The organism is Trichocoleus sp. DQ-A1 (assembly GCF_039961955.1).
GTDB lineage: Bacteria > Cyanobacteriota > Cyanobacteriia > Cyanobacteriales > FACHB-T130 > FACHB-T130.
This window is the reverse complement of sequence record NZ_JAMPKE010000014.1, coordinates 45,950-64,454: the sequence shown is the minus strand read 5'-3', so window position 1 is coordinate 64,454 and position 18,505 is coordinate 45,950. Positions and strand designations below refer to the sequence as shown.

Below are 18,505 nucleotides of genomic sequence, written 5' to 3'. Positions count from 1 at the left end.
ACTAGCATCTATCGACATTCCGCTCCAATAGGGTTGTTAAGGATCACTACTGCAACGCACTTTTTCAACAACTTGACGAATTGCATCAATGACTAATTCTGGTTTATCAAGTTGGATTGCATGTCCACTTTCATGAGCAATAATGTGAACGCCTTGAGGCGACTCATTGGCTAGCTCTGCGTGTAATTCTTGCAGTTTCTCAAGCACATCTTGTGTTATGTCGAAGTCTGGCTTTCCAGCCGACAAAACAATCAGAGGAATATCAGGAAACGGCTTTGTTTGCCGTGCTTGTTCAACCTGGTTCATGCTGATTGATACCGCTGCCGATTCCTGAGCAAAAGTTTTCCCAAACTGAGTTTGAGAATAGAGTGCTTTAGCCAGAGGTTGAAGTGAAGGTGGAAATTTTTGGAATAAACCAGCCGCCATAGGCACAGAATCAAAAGCGACAAGCAAACGAAGCAGACCGATACGTCCCATAATGGGCACTAGATGAGTTAACAGTCCTTCCAGTCGTTTGTTTAATTCAACCCATTGGACTGGTGTGTCCTCATACATTCTTTCATGAGCAACATCCACTAAAACCATCCCAGCGACTTCTTCTGGATAGTGATAGGCAGATAAGCGACTGAATAAACCACCTAAAGACATCCCCACTAAGACATAAGGCGGCTCAATTTCAACCTCTCTCAAAAGTTGCCGCAACTCACTAACAATTTGCTCAGCTGTGCGTGGTTCTGAACTTATAGCACTCCAGCCATAGCCTGCTCTATCGTAGGTCAAGATTTTTGTAAATTTTGCAACTTCAGGCTGCACTAATTCCCAGTCTAGGTGAGTCCCTCCGGTTCCACTATCTACAATGACTGTTGGGTAACCTTTACCCATAATTTGACAGTGCCAATTTTTACCATTGATTTGAATTAATTTTCCAGGTGGCAGAAACATAAGGCGATCACGACTTGTGGCAAATGCTTGATAAATTGCTCCAAGCCCGACTACTCCAATCAATACCCCAAGGGGTACAACAAGCCATAGCATTCAGTTGATCCCCAAGCTTAAGTACGTTTGCAATTGTCCCACAGATAGCTTTTCTGACTCGATGGGGCGATCGCACCAAGGTTGAGGTGGAGAAGTAGCGATCGGTTTCGGGTTTCATCCTTCAATCCGACCTACAAGAGCGGGCGATCGCACCGGGAGACTGGGAGTTAATCGTATGAGAATGAGAATCTATGCTCTCGAAATCTAAAATTTTTATTAAATATTTTTAACTGTTTTAACTGTCCTTGCATTCCTTTTCTCAGTCGTGCTAATTTTCTAAATGTTTGTATATACACATAGAAAATCATAGCTATGAGCTGGCAAGATTACATTGATACTAACCTTATTGGGACAGGGAAGATATCTCAAGCCGCTATTCTTAGCAAAGATGGTAATAGTATATGGGCGCATAGTAAAGGATTTGAACCCTCAGCAAATGAAAGGAAGGCATTAGCTGATATATACAATAATCCTCAGAAAGCCTATGAGGACGGTATTACTCTTGATGGAAAAAAATATATGCTTCTAAATATTGAGGAAAACTTGATTTTGGCAAAGCTAGGAGCTAATGGAGCTATCACAGCACAAACTAAACAAACAATTTTAATTACAATCATCCTTGCACCCATACAAATGGCTGAGGCTTTTCCTGTCGTTGCAAATATTGCAGATTACTTGATATCCTATGGTTACTAATTTCGCATAGTAGTTAATCTTGTATAGTCTTGATTTCCCCTTTGTAGGTTGCCTAGGCGGGAAGCGAAAACCCGCTTACGCAATTACTAGGCTGAATAAATTAGATGCTGAAAGTTTTAGAACATTGTTTACACTTGAACTTTTGCTTACCTGTGGAAGTCTTGCCGTTCTTGGTGTGGTCTAAAGTTTCAGCCAAGCGCGTAAGTTTCTGCACGATTGCTACTCAAACCCCTCAAGTGCCTTTAGCTGCTCATTTTCCTAACACATTCTTTGCTAGGGGTAAGTGTTCGCGTTCAATCCTTTTCACAGCGCCGCTGAGTGTGTGGTATCCATCGCCGATGCTTGAGTCATCGCTTGGATGCCCCGCAAACGCAGTGCTGTAAAGTTTTTCAATCCCACCACTACTAAAACCGCGCTGCACTAGATACTTCTCAACCGATTGCATCTGTTCAACCTGACTCATGCGGCACAGTTCCTCTGAGTTTGTCCCCAGTTCCTTCGCAGTATCCGGCATAAATTGAATCAAGCCAGTGGCTCTGGTTCCATCGAGCGCGATCGCACCCTTCTGGCACGGATCAAGAGCGCCACCCGTCTCAAACAACATCACCCCTAGGAGATATTCGGCTTTGGTGTTCAGTCGTTGCGCGGTCTGTTTTACGGCTTGGGTGAAGTCGGACGGCTGTGCTTTAGTTGATTGGGGTGTGATCGCCTCTCGCTGTAGGTTGGGTTGAGTAGTGTCAAGTCCTTGCGTATGAATCAGTAGGTAACGTGACAAACATGACTCGATTGGGCGATCGCACCAGGGTTCAGGTGGAGAAGCAGTGATGAGTGTCGGGTTTCATACTTCAACCCGAACTACAAGATCGGGCGATCGCATTAAGTTGAAGGATACAATGCGATCGCGAAATCAATACATCTGCACTTAGAGCTTCTTGAAGTATCTGGCAACTGGGAATAGCTCAAAGCCCACCTTTTCATAGGTGTGACGCGCTGGGGCATGACCAGGATCACCTCCAGTCTCAACCATAGCAATAGACATCCCAGCATCTTTCATCCAAGCCAGAGCGAATTCTATCAGAGCACTACCAATGCCATGACCTTGAAAGTCTGGATCGACAGCAACCATGTAGATTTCACCCATGCTGTCGTCTGAGTGTAGTTTCACGGCTACAAATCCCACAGTAGAACCTGCATCGATAGCAACCCATACGTTCGTGTCTTCCGCAGCACAGACATCCTCAACAGCTTTTTGCTGGCTCACACGCCAATGATTGGGATAGAATGCCTGGTACACCTCAGCGTTCATCGCGTTCTGAATCGAATCAAAGACTGGAGTCCACGCCCGAAGCGAAAGACGAATAACAGCATCAAGGTGGCGAGGCTCGTATGGTTCAATTTGCATTCCCACATGAACTCCAGTTAACTCTGCAAGCTTCATCCAACATACTACAATATAATACAAGCTCTGATAGCTTGGTTTTGAATGCTTACAGCAACTTGCCTCAATCGACGCCAATCGGTTTTCGCAAGTTTGAGAGTTCCGTTTCTCGATCTAGAATCTTGGCTTTTGCAGTCGCCCGTTCCTGGTGAAGCGTTTCCCGAAGATGGTGTAGAGATTTCTTCAACCGTTCAATTTTCTGCTGTGCATCAGTGTTTTGAAAGGCTCTCATCTGTGGTAAACCCTCAGCGTCTTGACCGGGAATACGACAGACAGCACCGCAAGTTGGGCAGTTCGCTCCCTCTAACATAACAACCTCCCGCTTACTGCTCTGCAAGCAGCTTGTAAATCTCACGCTTTACCTGAACAAGCAGATCGCGTACTCGATTGGCTTGCTCCACATTGCCACTTCGAGCAACTTGGGTGACAGCATCATTCAACTGGGTTAAAGTATGCCGCAATTCAATCAATTCAGAAGGCTTATTTTCCGTAAAACTGTCGTGAGGGTTTCTTGAATGAGAGTGCTGGTTGCGATCGCTCAAGAATTGTCTGCCACTCTCGGTAATCGTATAAACCCGCTTGCCCTCGACTTCCTCACTGGTCAAATAACCGCCTTCTTCCAGCATCTGAAGCGTTGGATAGACAGAGCCTGGACTAGGGCGGCGAAAGCCACCGCGACGTGCTTCTAGCTCTTTCATCAATTCATAACCATGCTGGGGACGCTCAGATAGAAGCCCAAGCAGAATGAACTTAATGTCACCGCGACGAGTGCGAGGCTCATCTCCCCATCCGCCACCCGACGAACCTCTGCGTCCATGTCGCCCACTCATAAAGAATGGATTGCTCAGTCCTTGTCCTTCTCCTGCCCATGCTGGTACAAAAAAACTGGGATGAAATTGTCTGTGTCTGAACATACTTTGCTCCTTGTGGTTGTGAGTTATCGCGATATATCGTTTAAATCTAAAACTAATCTATCGCGATATATCGGATTGGACCATCATAAGTTTTATATACCTGCTCAGTTGTCAATCACCCACTAACAATATTTATGTGATTCATTTGGCAGCATTGCGGTTGTTTGCCAGCACTTAGCATCACCGTTGTGCAGCCAAATAATATTTGGTCGCAATTGTCTTTGGTATGATTAGCGATATGAAATCGCCCAAAGAAGTTCTACACGACTGGGTTGCTGCCTATAACGCTCGCGATCCTTACGCACTCATCGAGCTTTATCACGATGATGCCATCAACCATCAAGTTGCTTTTGGTGCCCCACTTCAAGGGCGCAAGGTACTGCTTGAGAGTTTCATCGCCTTCTTCAATGCCTTTCCAGACAACTACACGCATCCGGAAAATATCTTCGAGGATGGTGAGTGGGTCATCATTGAGTGGAGCGGTGGCGGTACATTCTTGGGTGAGCTTGGCGGCAACCCACCAACCGGCAAGAGTTTTACACTACGCGGGTGTGGCTTCTTTCAGGTCATTGATGGCAAAATTCGTTTCCAGCGTGGCTACATAGACAAGTACACTTGGTTCACGCAAATTGGTTTACCAGTCTCATAGGCTTGTAAGTGTTGCACCACAACGAAGCTCAGCCGAGTGTCGGCAGCAAAGGCGGCTTAACTTTGCCGTGAGTCTTCTTAGTTTATCCGTGCGGACAGCACTAGGGCACACAGCACTATGGCACTATGAAGGTTATCTATTTGTGTTTAGGCTTAAGTTAGGGCAAGGTTGCCGGTAAGACACTGCTTTGAGCTGATGGGTAAAACAACGCTGCGCGTAGGTATCACTGCGATCGCTTATTCTCAAAACTCATGTGTAAGTGTCATAGCGATCGCTTTTTGCGAACAAGGAAAGCGGTGTCTGACGACAAGCTTCGAGCCTTCGGCAACGCTCCACAAACGCATCTACGCGCATATTAAAATGTAGTCACTAACCACGCATGGCGATTATGACTGTTGAGCAAATTGAAGCTGCCATTCTTAAGCTTCCGCCTGACGAATTTCAGAAACTTCCGAGCAGTTAGAGAAAGACATTGCTAATGACTTGTTAGAAGATTTAGCTATTGAAGCGATCGCTGATTTTGAGGCGGGTCGCTATCGGGCAATTTGATGTATTACCTAGCTGTCCGGTGCAGTGAGGTGTTAGACAAACCTGCCTCTACTTGCCTTGATTGCTGGGAATCAATTCATGAGTAGGTGGTAACTTCATCAGATAGACCTGATGGAATAATCTCACTACTAGAAGGCTGATTCCGCCAGAAATCGTTTCAATAAACCATTCACCATCTGTACTTTGCATAAGACTCTGACGCATCTCTTTGTCAAGAACTCGGACAGGATTCTGGTTCGTATCAAATTTGACTATACCATACGGAGTCTGGAATGTTGCGATGTTTCCATTGATGCTGACATCCCCTGTCCCAATCGGAACAGGAACACTTGTGGGAAAATTACTCATTTTGATAACTTCAAATTTCTCATGTTTTTTATATAAACCCTGATTCGCTCAGGGCTTACTCTTTCTTAATTAACATACCTCTCATGTATCAAGTGCGATCTCAACCCAGCACAAATAGATCGCTCGCATAGGTTAGCTTTTGCTGCACGCAGATATCAGCCTGATCGCTGTAATTGCCATATCGATCGCCTTTCGCGAACCAATAGAGCGATCGCTTTTGTATCTCAAACTGAAACAAAGCAACCGATTCAATCGCAAACTTGCCAGACTGGAGACGACATCAAGATTAAAGAATACTTAAGCTAGCGATATGAAGCGCTCTATTGCAGTTGGGCTACTGACATTTCTGGCTATTGGCTGTAGCACCAATCTTCCAACATCCTCCACTCAATCTCCCACACCTGTAGCAATTGCTGCCAAACCTGCTGCCAACACCTCAACTGTCCAAAGTCGGGATGTGTTTTATCTGAGCGATCGCTTTGGGTTTCGCTTCGTTTCCCCGCGTGGCTATGTCATCACGCCTACCGAAACGACTCAATCGACGAAGCCAAGTCCCCCGCTGGAAGTCCTAGAAGTCTGGCAGCAGAAAGATTTTTTGAACCGGGAGAATTTACCTGAAACTCCTCCGATCGTCAGCATCACTATTTACGACAACTCCAAGCGGTTGCCCCTAACCAGTTGGAAAGGCGAACTCAGCCAAAATGACGATCGCCCCCTCACCGTTGCGGGACAGAAAGCGATCGCTTACACTTCCACTGGACTCTACGAGTCTGATAACGTGCTATTCAGCAGTCCCGATGGTCGCTATGTATTTCGCCTACAAGGAGCCTACCTGCAAAAGAACGATTCCATCCGGCAGGTATATCAGGACACCGTTAAAAGCTTTACCTTCGATGCGATCGCTAGCACTTCTCCTAACAAATGGCGCATCAACTACAGCCGCCTCAAAAGCCTTTTGGCAGCAGGTGACTGGCGGGGTGCGGATGTAGAGACTCGCGCCATCTTCCAGCGATTGCAGAAACTCCAAGGACAGGGTGCTGACTTACTCTACGGCAGCAAAACCCTGCTCAATAGTCTTCCCTGTGAAGACTTTCTTACCATAGATACTCTCTGGTCGCAAGCCAGTAAGGGACGCTTTGGGTACAGCGCTCAAAAGCGCATCTGGCAGCAAACTGCCTCCCAGACGAAAAATCCGAAAGCACGAGTTGAGAAGTTCGGTCAGGCAGTGGGATGGTATAGATCCCAACCATTGCCGGAAAAGAATCCTTTTGGGGTAGTGTTAGCTGGAACCAAATGGCGGTTGGATTCAGAACTGAATTCTACTGCTACCGCACCAATCGGACAGTTTCCCTGGGCAGGAATTTCCTCAAACTTGCTGAGTGACATGCTCAGCGAACCCGGTTGTGGCAGTTGTACCACGGATGCCATTTATCTTGCTAGCGATCGCTATTATGACTACGTGCCTGCTTTGTTTACCAAACTCAATCAGTGTCAAGTTCGCTAGTTAGGCGAACTGACAAGTCAATGACTCGAAAGGTCAAATTAATCCGGGGAGGAACCGGACGTTTAGTCTTAGGAATTTGATGCTGCCAGTAGTGCTGCGTTGTCCCTTGCATCAGTAGAAAACTACCAGAAGTTAACTCCAGTTGATGGTTTAAGCCTTTCTCGGCTCGGTGCCGCAGTATGAACCGCCGCGTTCCTCCCAAACTCAGAGAACCAATGACTGGATTGTGTCCTAGTTCCGGTTCATCATCGCTGTGCCAGCCCATACTGTCGTTGCCATCTCGGTAGAGATTGAGCAACACGCTGTTGAACACCACACCAGAAACGGCTTCAGCCTTTGCCTTGAGGTCAAGTAGCGTGCGTGTCCAGGGAGAGGGGTGCATCGTGATGCCAGAGTAAGTGTAGGATACACCGGGATTGGCATACCAAGCCGTCAGTCTGGGTTGAGGCATTGAGCGCCCGTAGATGCTAATCCAGTCTTGTCGCCAGTCGATTGTTTCAGTCAGTTGTGTGAGCAAGCGATCGCTTTCCTCCCCATCCAGCAGAGACGGGTAGAATACGATATCTGCGTCAGGCAGTTGGAGAGGGACACTGAGCATAATACAAACAAAACTGAGGGCGGCAAGAAATCAGCTTTCCAGAACCCCAACCGACAACAGGTAATCCTGCCAGAGCGATCGCGACTTCCTCTGCACTGTACTCAGTATCTACCAGTTTTCCGGTTTGATAGTCCATGTACGCCTGCATATCAAAGTGTCAATAACCGCAAAGGTTAAACAAAATCACCTTACTTTCTCCCGACTCTTTGCACATTCGGGGTTCCAGAGAAAGTAGCGGCTTTCTTGAGTTGAGATTTCTATTGTCGCTGATTCCACGAAGCGGACGCTACGCGATCGCTCCTCTGAGCAAAACCTTGAGCAAAGAAGTGTTATGGTTCAGTATCAAAAACTGACTATTTTCTGCGGTGGGTTGGATTGCATCACGGGCACGAGAACTTTTAGGAGAAGGGCAATTGACCCAATCACACCAGCGATCGCTTCTGAATTATTTTTCTTTGTCTTGCTGTAACGCTTCTAACGTCTTGCTTCCCAATAACCCAAAGATAGTGTTCATCCCCATTTGCCAAGTGATAGTTGATATCTCAAAAAGGCGATTTTGCTGAGCAGACAGTTTTGAATAGGAGGCTAGCCAAAATGATGTCCCACCTGATATCAGTGTCAGCATGAACACGGTGAAAAAAACTTGCTGGAATACAGACTTACTCTTGATATTGTTCATTTGTCGCTTCAGTAACTGGAACATTGATGTCTCAAGAGTAGCCAGCGCCAATCCTCAGCATCGACCAACAGAAGTTAGTAATCAGTTAGCATTGATTCAGTATTTGCCTAGCAAGACTGAATTTTAATGTCTCCGAGTTCATCACAAGTGTCGCTTTTTGAGCAGGTTAAGCAAAAGTTTGATATTGATAAGCTCCAATCTGATTTAGAGGAAATAGGGCAAATTGACCCTAGAGATTGGGAATTCCTGAAGGGTGTACTTTGTGGCTTGGAGCAAGGAGAGATTGCAAAACAATGCTGCGTTGCAAAAGAGACTGTTAAAGTTGCTTTATCCAGGCGCGTTAGGCTCCATATTCTCAACCTTTTTCCAGACAAGAAGAATGTGGATTGGAAACGCCTTCCAGGATGGCTGATTGAGGCGGGCTATGGAATTGGAGAGAACCATCGCGTTAACTGGCAACAAGTTTGCCGAACCATGCTTGATCGCCAGAAGAAGTTCAGCACCAATGAAGTTATTGCTTCAGAAGCGATGCAGTTTGATTTACTGGATGATGAAATCTTTATCTCGCTGGCATTGGTTGAGCGGAAGGAGCCAGAGCGATTGAGCCAGAATGTTCATCCTGCAAGACCTATAGAGCAGTATGAGGAAAAACCGCCGATTGAGTATGAGCAGTTTCGGGAACAGATCTTGCGACAGGGAAAGAGCGATCGCATTGCCATCATTGGTGAACCCGGAGCCGGAAAGACAACACTTTTACAGCACATCGCCTTCTGGATTCTAGACAAAGAGCTTGGTCTACCAATTTGGATCTCTTTGGGTGACTTGATTAAAAACGGTGATTTGCAACGTCTAAAGGATTACTTAACTCAGGTGTGGTTGGATAATGCCGTGCGAGATGTTACTCAGGACGTTAAATCTGATTTTTTGAAACAGTTAAATGAACAACGAGTGTGGCTGTTGCTGGATGGAGCCGATGAAATTGTTGCGTCGTCTGGCATTGCACTACGCGAAATTAATAATCAGCTTCGCGGTTGGATAAGTCAGTCGTGCATTATTCTGACCTGCCGCATCAATGTTTGGGAAGTAGATAGCAATGCTCTTAGAGATTTCCAAACCTATCGCACAAAGGAGTTTCATTATCCAACTCAAGTAGAACAATTCATTGAAAGTGGATTTCGTAAAAGCAATCAACAAAGCGGTGAACGTCTTAAAACCGAGTTAGCCAACACTGAACGTACTCGGCTTCAACAACTCGTCAGAAACCCATTACAGTTGATGATGCTTTGTACGACATGGCATGAGCAAGAGAGCTTGCCAGCAACTAAGGCTGAGTTATACAAGCGATTTGTCAGTGAGTTTTACAAGTGGAATAGAAGCAAGTGGAAGAAAGACCTGAATTATGCATTCTTTCCAAATACAGTAGCTAAACAAGAAAAACTCAATAAAGCTCTTGGGCGTTTAGCGTGTCGTGCATTAGATGAGGAATCATCACCATTTCGATTGCCACACAATTTAGTTTTTGATGAACTGGGCGATCCCGATGAAGACGGTTCTTATTTTTGGTTAGCTCTTAATCTTGGCTGGCTTCAAGTTGCTAGAGATTCAGATAAACCGTCAGACAAAGTATACACATTCTTTCATCCAACCTTTCAGGAATATTTTGCTGCGTTATCGATCGATGATTGGCATGATTTTCTAAATCACACTTCTCACAATCCGGAGGAAGGAACTTATCGAATTTTTGAATTTAATTGGAAAGAGGTAATTTTATTGTGGGCTGGAAGAGAGGAAATATCCCCTCATCTCAAGGATATGTTTATTAAACAATTAATCTATTTTGACAGCAAAGAAAATTTTTATTGGTACAAAGCTTTTTGTTTGGCGGCTGAATGTATGTCGGAATTTGCTTCTCTAAAATATCTGGACAGCATTATAGATAGAATCATTGAATGGAGTTTCGGATATTTTGATTCAAAGGAAAAAGAGTGGAAAACTTTTATTAACCCGATTTCGTTTCAGGCAAAGGAATCCTTAGGAAGGATTAGCAATGAAAAAATAACCAAGAAATTGAGTAACTTAATAAGCACTTGTAATAATGAAAAAATACTTATAGAGATTGCTATTTCATTAGCAAATTTTGTTGGAGGTAGATCAATAGCGATACAAGTTTTAGAATACATAATTGATACAAGTCATTTTAGTAGTACATCTATAGAAGCAGCTAAAGTTTTATATAAAATCGTTCCTAATAATTCAATGTCAATTCAGAAACTCTTAGGTTTACTTAAAGGAAATGATTATAGAATGTCTGCTTTGGCTTTGAAGGAAATTCTTACAGATAAGAGAGAAGTAATAAAAATATTAGAGAGTAAGATTGAGAAATTCGAACAAAAAAATTTAAATACTTACCTTTTAGCTAGCACATTAAATAAAATCAACCCTGGAAATATTTTTGCTGTAAATACTTTGATACGAACGATTCCAAAGATAGAAAATGAATCTTTTTGTAGATTGTTAATTGATATACTAGGAGATATACTGGAACAAACAGCAAACAAAGAGGCTGTGAACACTTTAAGAGCTTTAATTAAGACTAGAGTCGATGAAGATGATGAATTTTTAAGGTACGAAGCAATAATTAATTTGAGCAAAATCGAACCTAATAATCCAGAAAATATTTCTGAATTAATGAAGATCGTGTTTTATGGAGATGAGCTAGCTTATTGGGAGCGTTTAAATGGTGCTGTAGTATTAATGCAATTATTACCAGATAAAAATATACAAACACCTATTGAAGAGCTGTTAAGAAAAATGATTATAGAAAATTCTCATACCGCATCTTTTTGTATGTTAGCTTCAGAGGAACTGGCGAAAATAAAGTCTGGTAAATCTTTTGCTCTCCAAACCCTACTGGATCTAGCTCAAACAAGTCAAGGTTTATCTGATGGTACAGATGTGCTTCACAAAATAAAAAAGATTATTACTAAAGAGGATTATTCGAAAATAATTAGAGTTTTTAAAAAATATCTAGTAGATCGGACTATAGAAATTAATCCTTGGTTTTATGTAGATTGTTATCAATTGATTTGGCATTGTACTCAAAATATGAGCTATTTAGAGTTTTATCGAGCATGGAATAATCTTACTTAAGATACCCTGTAGATAATATGTATCGTTTAGAAGCTGTTCAGATTTAAGCAAATACTATAAAAGAAGTTACGTTAAAGCGATCGCCATCCAAACCCCATCACTCCTAATCTGGAAACAGACCAGAGACTCTTATGACCACGGCAACGATAGCAACACCCCAAAGGGAAGAACCCCTCCTGTTTGAGGGATTGACCTGGAGAGAGTTCAAAGCAGTCGAGCAATTGTTAGACCGTCCAGGATATCGGCTTTCCTTCCTGGATGGAGTACTGGAGATTCGACGGATGCCAGGGGAACCCCACGAAACAGTTAAGAAGAGGATCGGTGCATTGGTGGAGCTTTACCTGCTTATAGCAGGGTTTGACTTCACCCCAACTGGCTCCATGATCCTAGAAAGTGAAGCTGGAGCCGTCAAGCGAGAGGCGGATGAATCCTATAGAACCCATTTGACATCTTTTGCTGGGGTGCTTGGCTTTGAAGTAAGCCGTTACTTTGCGATCAATGATAGAGCCTGCTTAAACTCGACTGTTTTTTGCAAGAACAGGGATAAAACCAGCTAGCTGCAAGGCTTTTAGTTTCAGGAATAGATCTCAAATGGGTTCTATACAAGAGGGCAATCGAATTTGGCTGAACTACGAGCTAAGTTACAAATTTTATAGATTGATCGTCAGGATTTTTTTCTTGCTTTTTTTGTCGCTCAACACGACTGTATTGTAGGGTGATGTATCCGTTCCCGGCGGAATTGGCAGCCAAAAACTGGGGTTTTTATGATCGAGTTCGCCCAAATCAATGCTTTTCGTTATATCGCCATCTGTTGCAAGATTTGCGGTAAGTTCGCCTTTATAATCTTCAATTAAAAAGTCGCTAAATAAAACGACTTGCCCACCCTCAGGATGTATACCAAGGATGACCTGACCACTGAAAGTTGTGCCTTTTCGTTCTTCATCAACCGTTGCCATTATGATTTCTGAGGGGTCTTGACCGGACATATCTGCCATAAACTTTTTCCTGGGCGAATTCTCAACAATTGAAAATGATTTTACAAGAGCGCTATGGGCGATCGCAAAACTCTCAGGACGTATTTCTGCATCGGTCTTGCAAATGTATAGCCAAGTTACTTCTGGTTATACGCCTAATTGGAAGATTGAGTAGGGATGAGTAGAGGCTGAAAGCGATCGCGAAGCGTTGCTGCTATAAGAGATCGCATCGCAGAAACCTGATAGAGGGGAGACGTTGAGAAGTTTCCGGATTCTGTTCTAGCAACCTACGAGAGCCACGGGAAGGGGTAGGCAGGAACACCAAGGTCAAATGCTTGTAGGTCATTTTCAAGGGGTCAGGAAGCGATCGCCTAAACAGCATCCCAGCACAAGAGGGTAGTACAGAGATAAGCTTTGCCATGCCTATAGAACCCATTTGACATCTCAACAAGAGGCTGAAAGTCTTTTGTTGAGATGTCAAATGGGTTCTATAAACTTACCCCTGGTCGAGTGCGTCCCGATCTGGCGATCGAAGTGGTGTTTACCAGTGGCGGCATTAACAAACTAGAGGTATACAAGCGCCTGAAGATTCCTGAAGTGTGGTTCTGGGAAGACGGAGTGCTAGAGATTTATCACCTGCGGGGAGAGGGCAACACTCTGGACTACGAAAAAATTTCCAGTAGTAAGGAAATGAAAGGGATCGATCTGGATTTGTTGTTACGTTGCATCAATATGGTGAATCACGTTGATGCCATCAAGACCTTTCAACAGGCACTCCAGAAATAGCTGGTCAAAGGCGATCGCGGCTCTGATCTTCGGTATTTCACTATAACGGCGATCGCAATTCCCACTGATGTGACTCAACTAGAAGCTTGCCAGCAGTTGATAGAGAAGGCGATCGCCGCATTGCGATGAGAACAAGTGCAAGCAGAACTACAAGCTCATTGCGTTTCCCACAACAGCGCTTTTCTCTACAATTGATGCCATGCCCATGCGTCAGCCAAAAAGCGCTCAAGGGCAATAGCTTGAATAGATGGAAACTGCTATGCGAACCCTTAAACTACCTTCTGGACAATTAATTCCGATTCTTGGTATGGGCACCTGGCAGATGGGGGAGAATGCCAGGAATCGCCAAAGCGAAATTGATGCCTTACGTCACGGACTCGATTTGGGTTTATCTTTGATTGACACTGCCGAAATGTATGGCGAAGGCGGTGCAGAGGAAGTAATCGCAGAAGCGATCGCTTCTCGTCGGGCGGAAGTCTTTCTAGTCAGCAAGGTCTACCCTCATAACGCCTCGAAACGAGGGACAATTGCTGCCTGCGAAAGAAGTCTCCAACGCTTGAAAACCGACTATCTTGACCTTTACCTGCTGCACTGGCGCGGTTCTGTGCCACTGGCAGAGACGCTGGAAGCATTGGCGACGCTTCAACAATCCGGCAAAATTCGCACCTATGGGGTGAGTAATTTTGATGTCGAGGATATGGAAGAAGCCATTGGGTTGAAGGATGGGAAAGGAATTGCTACCAATCAAGTCCTCTACAACCTGATGCGACGGGGAATTGAGTGGAATTTACTGCCCTGGTGTCAGCAACGAGGTATCCCTATCATGGCGTATTCTCCACTTGAGCAAGGGCGTTTGCTGAACCATCAAACACTCAAGGCGATCGCTGGGGAACGAGGAGTCACTGCGGCTCAAGTAGCGATCGCCTGGTTGTTGCATCAGGAAAATGTAATTGTAATCCCCAAATCCAGCCGCATTGACCATGTAGAGCAGAATTATGCTGCCCTGAATTTGAAATTGAGTGCTGATGAATTGGCTTCCTTAGATGCTGCCTTTCCAGCACCCACTAAACCTGTTTCCTTAGAAATGCTGTAAACACTTCTCCAAAGAACTCAACGGATTTATCTCGCGTTGGATAGTGTCTCAAATGAGCAAGAGTGCCTACCATGACGAGTTAACTTACAGAGCAAACGCATGGCTCAACGACCTGGAATCTTCCCCACCTTCTTCATCTCTGGCTTTGAGTGTTCGACGTTTCTCTGGAAGGACAAGCAGCGGCGGAATCTGATTAAGGAGACACAGCACGATCGCCACGCGCAGGAAGACTACAACATATTGCGATCGCTGGGGATTGATGTGGCACGCGAAGCGATTCCTTGGCCGTTAGTCGATCGCGGTGGCTGCTACGACTTCTCTAGCCTTGACCCCATGATTGAAGCGATGCAGGAGACGCAGATTCTTCCCATCTGGGATCTGTGCCACTACGGATATCCAGACGATCTCGATCCATTTTCTGATGAGTTTAGCGATCGCTTTGCCCGTTACTGTCGCGCCGCAGCAGAGTATGTAATTCCCCGCTTGCGTGGCCCCTATTTTTTCACGCCGATTAATGAAATTACGTTTTTCTCGTTCTGCGGTGGTGAGTGGGGTTGGGTTGCTCCTTATAAAACCACAAAAGAAGACCGTTTTCGCTTGCGATTGGCGTTGTGTAAGGCAGCGATCGCAGGGGTGAAAGCGATTCGGGAGGTAGAACCTGCCTCTAGGATGGTTCACATCGATCCCTTGGTTCAGGTGGTCGCACCGCGCGATCGCCCGGATCAGATCGAGGCAGCACATCACGAAACCTATGTGGATACGTTTTTGGCGTGGGATATTCTCTACGGGAAAGAGCATCCTGAACTCGGCGGTTCCCCGGAAATTCTCGATATCGTTGGCGCAAATCACTACTCTTTCGGTCAGATGGAATACCGAGAACACGGCCCCCATCAGGCGCTAGAACCCGACGACGATCGCATCAAACCGCTTTGCGAGCTAATGCGCTGGGTGTGGGAACGCTATCGCAGACCGATGATCGTTGGCGAAACCAGTGGGATGGAAACAGGCAGAGATGAGTGGCTAAAAGACGTAGTGGAAGAGTCTCTAGCAGCGGTTAATTCTGGGATGGATCTGCATGGAATTTGTTTATTTCCCGCTGTTGATATGCCGGATTGGCATACTGGAAAGTGGCTGCACAATGGGATTTACGATTTGGTGGAGGAAGGGGATAATCTGAAGCGGGTGCCTTGCGAAGCATACGTTGCAGAACTGCGACGTTGGCAGAAGGAACTCAATCGGGTCATGACACTTGATACTGATCCGTTGAGCGATCCAGTAGAATTGCAAGATGTGATTGACGCGGCTAAACGATTGCAGCCAGAAGCCGATCGCAATTGGAGTTAAAGATTTAATCCAGCAGTGTCATTCATCTGTAACTTTTCCTCGCATCGTCTTAAGTTGCGATCGCTTAAAGTCTTGATGGCTGTCGGAACAATCGCCAAGAGTCAAAGGTTGCTCATAGGCTTTCTGGCAATCAATGCAGCATGGGCATTGGGTAAAGCAAACTGACCATAACAACGCTGAATTTCGACTTGGTAGCCCACTTGTTGCAACATCGTGGCAATTTCTTCTGCTGCATATAGTTGCTGGCGATGAACCTCGTCATCTCGACGATAATCGTTTCCTACTTGCCGAAAGGTAATGATTCGCCGAGTCAAGATGTGCTGTGAATCTTCCTGTTTTTCTACCAAAACAATCCAATCTTCGCCTTCAGTAAAGCTTTTGACTGGAGTTGCAGAAGTCAGCTGTCCGGGTTCTGCAATATCAAAGATAAAAACGCCTCCCGGCGCGAGAGCATCATAGATGCGTTGGAACACCTGGGTAAGTGTTTGGTGGTCGGGGTCAAACAGGTAATTAAAACATTCACTAATCGAAATCACCGCATTACAGTCAGGAATTTCGACCTTGAACAATGAGCCTAGCTGAAATTCAGCCATAGGAACTCGACAACGGGCAATCTCAATCATGTCAGCTGAGATATCAACTCCCAATACTTGGTAGCCTGTCCTAACCAACTCCTCAGCTGACAGACCACTACCACACCCCAAATCTACAATCAGTCCATCCTGAATGCCATGCTGTTTGAGAATTGCCAGAATTTCTGGCATTGCTTGCAGAACGTAACTCCTGAAGCCGACATCGTGAATATAAGCAAGGTCTTTTCTGTACCACTCACTCATCCGTAACTTTTCCTCGCATCGTCTTAATCTGACTTCGCTTAGTTTTACTATCCAGACGCTTTCTTTGAGAACAGCGAAGCGCAGATCGCACTTTTAATCAAGTTTTGCAATCGTTGCAATGCCTCTTCTCGGTTCTGCTCCTGGCTGCGGTGTTCTTGAGCCTTGATGACAATCACCCCTTCCTTGGTAATGCACTGGTCGGGAAGCTTCAACAGCCGCTCTTTGTAGCGATTGGGCAGCGAGGAAGCCAGGATATCAAAGCACAGATGAATCGCACAGGATGTTCCAAATCTCTATTGTGTAGGAGCCGGAACCCATCCAAAAGTGGGATTACCAGGGGTTATGAGTTTCCAGAAAATTGTAGCAGAGATAATTGGTAGGGCAAGATAGTTGCGTTGTTAGGAATGTTAGGAATGTAGAGATATTTTTATTGACTGTATATTCAGTCATAAATTATATTGAGGATGAAACAATCGATCCTATCAGCCCAGGCTGTTGCTGGAAAATCAGGCTGAAACGTTCATTGTGACTGTCCTACAAACCTGAAAGGAGACAGACATGGATTTGCATTACGAAGTTCAAGGTAAGGGTGAGGCGGTTGTCCTGATTCATAACGCAATGGCAGATTTGCGGGATTGGGAGTTCATTGCCCCGCAACTAGCCCAGACTTATCAGGTCATCACTTTTGACGGACGCGGTGCCGGACAGTCACCCCCACTACTCAAACCTGCCCACTATGTTGAGGATTTGCGGCAGTTGCTTGACCATCTCAATCTCGATCGCGTGATTCTAGTAGGACATTCGATCGGCGGTCAAATTGCGACCGATTTTGCCCTGGCTTATCCCGATCGAGTAACCAGGCTGGTGCTGGTGGCTCCGGGATTATCGGGCTTCCAGTTCTCACCCGATGTTCAACAATGGTACGCGCAAATCAATGCAGTAGCTCCAGATTTGGAAAAAATGGTTGAGGTGTTGTTGAACCATCCTGTGTACAGTGTCGTGATGTCCAGTCCACAGCGCGATCGCATAATTGAGATGACAACGCACAACATGAAACGGTCTTTTGAATGGAAAACCTATGAGATGCTCTGGGCACAGCCACCCACCATTGATCGCTTAAGTGAGCTTCAAACCAAAACGCTGTTTATCATCGGCAAAAAGGATATGCCTGACCTTTTCAAGGTTGCCGAATTATTTCAACAGGTACCCGACATTCACTTTGCCTACCTTGAAGGAGCCGATCATATGCCTACATTCACTCATGCTGATGAGGTTTCGAGTCGGATCGTTCAATTTCTCAGTCAGTAGAAGCCATGCCACGTACCCCAGCAGAAAATGAGCGCATCCGTCAGGCAACGCGGGAGCAAATCTTGAAAACGGCGATGGATTTGTTCTTCACGAAAGGCTATCACGCCACGTCGATTGAAGATATCGCCAAACAAGCGCAGATTTCAAAGGGACTGCTTTACCACTACTTCAAGGGTAAAGAAGACGTTTTGGCAGCAATGGTCGATGTGCGGCTCAACGATCTGCTGGTTGTCATGAATGCCGCCGTTGCAAAGTCAACGCCTGCTGGGCAAATTCGCCATATTGCCGAGGGTGCGTTAGACGATGTGCGACGGCAACCGGAGGTTTTCCGATTTTATCTCAATCTGTTTACCCAACCCCGGCTCGACCCGATTGTGGCGAAATACAGCCAGAAGTTGATGGATGAGCAGGCAAAGCAGTTTGAAATCCAGACGCAGATGTTCAGCGAGTTGGGAGTTGCTAACCCACGACAGCGATCGCTCTATTTTTCCTCAACACTTCAGGGCATCATGCTGATGTTTTCAACCTATCCCAACACCTATCCGTTAGATGCGGTCAAGGTACAGGTGATTGCGGAGTTTTGTGGAGAGGTAGACTGAATGTT

The 18,505-nt window shown here is 45.3% G+C and carries 22 protein-coding genes and 4 pseudogenes; 11 read left to right on the top strand and 15 right to left on the bottom strand.

What is annotated here, in order from left to right:
- Positions 1-36: 36 nt before the first annotated feature.
- Entirely contained in the window at positions 37-1,005 is a 969-nt protein-coding gene (locus NDI33_RS15275; protein ID WP_190432961.1) for an alpha/beta hydrolase, read from the bottom strand.
- A gap of 342 nt (positions 1,006-1,347) precedes the next feature.
- On the opposite strand from NDI33_RS15275, the gene NDI33_RS15270 reads away from it, so the two are divergent.
- Positions 1,348-1,731 (top strand): profilin, encoded by a 384-nt coding sequence (locus NDI33_RS15270; protein ID WP_190432962.1) that lies wholly within the window; start codon positions 1,348-1,350, stop codon positions 1,729-1,731.
- Between the two features lie 250 nt (positions 1,732-1,981).
- Here NDI33_RS15270 and NDI33_RS15265 read toward each other — a convergent pair whose 3' ends face one another.
- From NDI33_RS15265 to NDI33_RS15250, 4 genes are all read right to left on the bottom strand, one after another.
- Positions 1,982-2,506, bottom strand: coding sequence for a hypothetical protein (locus NDI33_RS15265; protein WP_190432964.1), 525 nt, complete (start codon positions 2,504-2,506; stop codon positions 1,982-1,984).
- A 147-nt stretch (positions 2,507-2,653) separates the two neighbouring features.
- Positions 2,654-3,133 (bottom strand): GNAT family N-acetyltransferase, encoded by a 480-nt coding sequence (locus tag NDI33_RS15260; protein ID WP_190673100.1) that lies wholly within the window; start codon positions 3,131-3,133, stop codon positions 2,654-2,656.
- A 100-nt stretch (positions 3,134-3,233) separates the two neighbouring features.
- Complete coding sequence (locus NDI33_RS15255; protein ID WP_190673097.1) at positions 3,234-3,479, bottom strand: hypothetical protein; 246 nt, start codon at positions 3,477-3,479, stop codon at positions 3,234-3,236.
- A 13-nt stretch (positions 3,480-3,492) separates the two neighbouring features.
- A complete protein-coding gene (locus NDI33_RS15250) occupies positions 3,493-4,083 on the bottom strand; it encodes a PadR family transcriptional regulator (RefSeq protein WP_190673094.1) in 591 nt (196 codons plus the stop codon).
- A gap of 205 nt (positions 4,084-4,288) precedes the next feature.
- Between NDI33_RS15250 and NDI33_RS15245 the strand changes: the two genes are divergently transcribed.
- The gene (locus tag NDI33_RS15245; RefSeq protein ID WP_206753651.1) at positions 4,289-4,732 is read left to right on the top strand and encodes an ester cyclase; all 444 of its coding nucleotides are present in this window, start codon (positions 4,289-4,291) and stop codon (positions 4,730-4,732) included.
- 195 nt (positions 4,733-4,927) lie between these two features.
- Positions 4,928-5,098 carry a hypothetical protein gene (locus NDI33_RS15240; RefSeq protein ID WP_190673089.1) on the top strand — a complete coding sequence of 57 codons (171 nt, stop codon included), beginning with the start codon at positions 4,928-4,930 and terminating at the stop codon, positions 5,096-5,098.
- Between the two features lie 231 nt (positions 5,099-5,329).
- Here the strand turns inward: NDI33_RS15240 and NDI33_RS15235 are convergent, their stop codons facing one another.
- Together NDI33_RS15235 and NDI33_RS15230 are read right to left on the bottom strand one after the other, a co-directional pair.
- Positions 5,330-5,629: a hypothetical protein gene (locus tag NDI33_RS15235; RefSeq protein ID WP_190673086.1), complete on the bottom strand. Its 300-nt coding sequence runs from the start codon at positions 5,627-5,629 to the stop codon at positions 5,330-5,332.
- Between the two features lie 100 nt (positions 5,630-5,729).
- Positions 5,730-5,867: a hypothetical protein gene (locus NDI33_RS15230; RefSeq protein WP_190536348.1), complete on the bottom strand. Its 138-nt coding sequence runs from the start codon at positions 5,865-5,867 to the stop codon at positions 5,730-5,732.
- Positions 5,868-5,939: 72 nt separating this feature from the next.
- Here NDI33_RS15230 and NDI33_RS15225 point away from each other — a divergent pair, with 72 nt between their 5' ends.
- Positions 5,940-7,133, top strand: coding sequence for a GUN4 domain-containing protein (locus NDI33_RS15225; protein ID WP_190673083.1), 1,194 nt, complete (start codon positions 5,940-5,942; stop codon positions 7,131-7,133).
- On the opposite strand, the gene NDI33_RS15220 is transcribed toward NDI33_RS15225, so the two are convergent.
- The 3 genes and pseudogenes from NDI33_RS15220 to NDI33_RS15210 all read right to left on the bottom strand — a co-directional run bounded on the left by NDI33_RS15220 (position 7,111) and on the right by NDI33_RS15210 (position 8,410).
- Positions 7,111-7,731: an alpha-ketoglutarate-dependent dioxygenase AlkB gene (locus NDI33_RS15220; RefSeq protein ID WP_190673080.1), complete on the bottom strand. Its 621-nt coding sequence runs from the start codon at positions 7,729-7,731 to the stop codon at positions 7,111-7,113. The two genes, NDI33_RS15225 and NDI33_RS15220, sit on opposite strands and share 23 nt — an antisense overlap.
- A gap of 52 nt (positions 7,732-7,783) precedes the next feature.
- A pseudogene (locus NDI33_RS15215) lies at positions 7,784-7,942 on the bottom strand (TrpB-like pyridoxal-phosphate dependent enzyme); the annotation flags it as partial.
- Positions 7,943-8,176: 234 nt separating this feature from the next.
- Positions 8,177-8,410, bottom strand: a complete 234-nt coding sequence (locus tag NDI33_RS15210; protein WP_190673078.1) for a hypothetical protein — start codon at positions 8,408-8,410, stop codon at positions 8,177-8,179.
- A 126-nt stretch (positions 8,411-8,536) separates the two neighbouring features.
- Here NDI33_RS15210 and NDI33_RS15205 point away from each other — a divergent pair, with 126 nt between their 5' ends.
- Complete coding sequence (locus NDI33_RS15205; protein ID WP_190673075.1) at positions 8,537-11,560, top strand: NACHT domain-containing protein; 3,024 nt, start codon at positions 8,537-8,539, stop codon at positions 11,558-11,560.
- 131 nt (positions 11,561-11,691) lie between these two features.
- Positions 11,692-11,997: pseudogene (locus NDI33_RS15200) on the top strand (Uma2 family endonuclease); the annotation flags it as partial.
- Between the two features lie 213 nt (positions 11,998-12,210).
- Here the strand turns inward: NDI33_RS15200 and NDI33_RS15195 are convergent.
- Both NDI33_RS15195 and NDI33_RS15190 read right to left on the bottom strand, forming a co-directional pair.
- Positions 12,211-12,555 carry a hypothetical protein gene (locus NDI33_RS15195; protein WP_190412460.1) on the bottom strand — a complete coding sequence of 115 codons (345 nt, stop codon included), beginning with the start codon at positions 12,553-12,555 and terminating at the stop codon, positions 12,211-12,213.
- Between the two features lie 193 nt (positions 12,556-12,748).
- Positions 12,749-12,955 (bottom strand): hypothetical protein, encoded by a 207-nt coding sequence (locus NDI33_RS15190; protein WP_190527990.1) that lies wholly within the window; start codon positions 12,953-12,955, stop codon positions 12,749-12,751.
- A gap of 68 nt (positions 12,956-13,023) precedes the next feature.
- Between NDI33_RS15190 and NDI33_RS15185 the strand changes: the two are divergent.
- Positions 13,024-13,320, top strand: a pseudogene (locus NDI33_RS15185) (Uma2 family endonuclease); the annotation flags it as partial.
- 40 nt (positions 13,321-13,360) lie between these two features.
- On the opposite strand, the gene NDI33_RS15180 reads toward NDI33_RS15185, so the two are convergent.
- Complete coding sequence (locus NDI33_RS15180) at positions 13,361-13,549, bottom strand: hypothetical protein (RefSeq protein ID WP_190412461.1); 189 nt, start codon at positions 13,547-13,549, stop codon at positions 13,361-13,363.
- A gap of 30 nt (positions 13,550-13,579) precedes the next feature.
- Between NDI33_RS15180 and NDI33_RS15175 the strand changes: the two genes are divergently transcribed.
- Positions 13,580-14,413 (top strand): aldo/keto reductase, encoded by an 834-nt coding sequence (locus NDI33_RS15175; protein ID WP_199302298.1) that lies wholly within the window; start codon positions 13,580-13,582, stop codon positions 14,411-14,413.
- Between the two features lie 99 nt (positions 14,414-14,512).
- Positions 14,513-15,757, top strand: coding sequence for a family 1 glycosylhydrolase (locus NDI33_RS15170; RefSeq protein WP_190673069.1), 1,245 nt, complete (start codon positions 14,513-14,515; stop codon positions 15,755-15,757).
- 101 nt (positions 15,758-15,858) lie between these two features.
- Here NDI33_RS15170 and NDI33_RS15165 read toward each other — a convergent pair whose 3' ends face one another.
- Together NDI33_RS15165 and NDI33_RS15160 are read right to left on the bottom strand one after the other, a co-directional pair.
- On the bottom strand, positions 15,859-16,593 hold the full coding sequence (locus NDI33_RS15165) for a class I SAM-dependent methyltransferase (protein ID WP_190673066.1): 735 nt from the start codon (positions 16,591-16,593) through the stop codon (positions 15,859-15,861).
- Positions 16,586-16,874: pseudogene (locus NDI33_RS15160) on the bottom strand (aminoacyl-tRNA hydrolase); the annotation flags it as partial. The gene NDI33_RS15165 and the pseudogene NDI33_RS15160, both read right to left, overlap by 8 nt.
- Positions 16,875-17,151: 277 nt before the next feature.
- Here NDI33_RS15160 and NDI33_RS15155 point away from each other — a divergent pair.
- Positions 17,152-17,901, top strand: a complete 750-nt coding sequence (locus NDI33_RS15155) for an alpha/beta hydrolase (protein ID WP_190673063.1) — start codon at positions 17,152-17,154, stop codon at positions 17,899-17,901.
- Between the two features lie 5 nt (positions 17,902-17,906).
- A complete protein-coding gene (locus NDI33_RS15150; RefSeq protein ID WP_190673060.1) occupies positions 17,907-18,500 on the top strand; it encodes a TetR/AcrR family transcriptional regulator in 594 nt (197 codons plus the stop codon).
- The last annotated feature ends 5 nt before the right edge of the window (positions 18,501-18,505 follow it).

Coding starts and splice junctions, on each gene's coding strand:
- NDI33_RS15165 (WP_190673066.1), bottom strand. CDS start 16,593: ATGAGTGAGTGGTACAGAAAAGACCTTGCTTATATTCACGATGTCGGC.
- NDI33_RS15270 (WP_190432962.1), top strand. CDS start 1,348: ATGAGCTGGCAAGATTACATTGATACTAACCTTATTGGGACAGGGAAG.
- NDI33_RS15235 (WP_190673086.1), bottom strand. CDS start 5,629: ATGAGTAATTTTCCCACAAGTGTTCCTGTTCCGATTGGGACAGGGGAT.
- NDI33_RS15255 (WP_190673097.1), bottom strand. CDS start 3,479: ATGTTAGAGGGAGCGAACTGCCCAACTTGCGGTGCTGTCTGTCGTATT.
- NDI33_RS15195 (WP_190412460.1), bottom strand. CDS start 12,555: ATGGCAGATATGTCCGGTCAAGACCCCTCAGAAATCATAATGGCAACG.
- NDI33_RS15210 (WP_190673078.1), bottom strand. CDS start 8,410: ATGAACAATATCAAGAGTAAGTCTGTATTCCAGCAAGTTTTTTTCACC.
- NDI33_RS15170 (WP_190673069.1), top strand. CDS start 14,513: ATGGCTCAACGACCTGGAATCTTCCCCACCTTCTTCATCTCTGGCTTT.
- NDI33_RS15190 (WP_190527990.1), bottom strand. CDS start 12,955: ATGGCAAAGCTTATCTCTGTACTACCCTCTTGTGCTGGGATGCTGTTT.
- NDI33_RS15205 (WP_190673075.1), top strand. CDS start 8,537: ATGTCTCCGAGTTCATCACAAGTGTCGCTTTTTGAGCAGGTTAAGCAA.
- NDI33_RS15260 (WP_190673100.1), bottom strand. CDS start 3,133: ATGCAAATTGAACCATACGAGCCTCGCCACCTTGATGCTGTTATTCGT.
- NDI33_RS15220 (WP_190673080.1), bottom strand. CDS start 7,731: ATGCTCAGTGTCCCTCTCCAACTGCCTGACGCAGATATCGTATTCTAC.
- NDI33_RS15225 (WP_190673083.1), top strand. CDS start 5,940: ATGAAGCGCTCTATTGCAGTTGGGCTACTGACATTTCTGGCTATTGGC.
- NDI33_RS15155 (WP_190673063.1), top strand. CDS start 17,152: ATGGATTTGCATTACGAAGTTCAAGGTAAGGGTGAGGCGGTTGTCCTG.
- NDI33_RS15240 (WP_190673089.1), top strand. CDS start 4,928: ATGGGTAAAACAACGCTGCGCGTAGGTATCACTGCGATCGCTTATTCT.
- NDI33_RS15250 (WP_190673094.1), bottom strand. CDS start 4,083: ATGTTCAGACACAGACAATTTCATCCCAGTTTTTTTGTACCAGCATGG.
- NDI33_RS15175 (WP_199302298.1), top strand. CDS start 13,580: ATGCGAACCCTTAAACTACCTTCTGGACAATTAATTCCGATTCTTGGT.
- NDI33_RS15150 (WP_190673060.1), top strand. CDS start 17,907: ATGCCACGTACCCCAGCAGAAAATGAGCGCATCCGTCAGGCAACGCGG.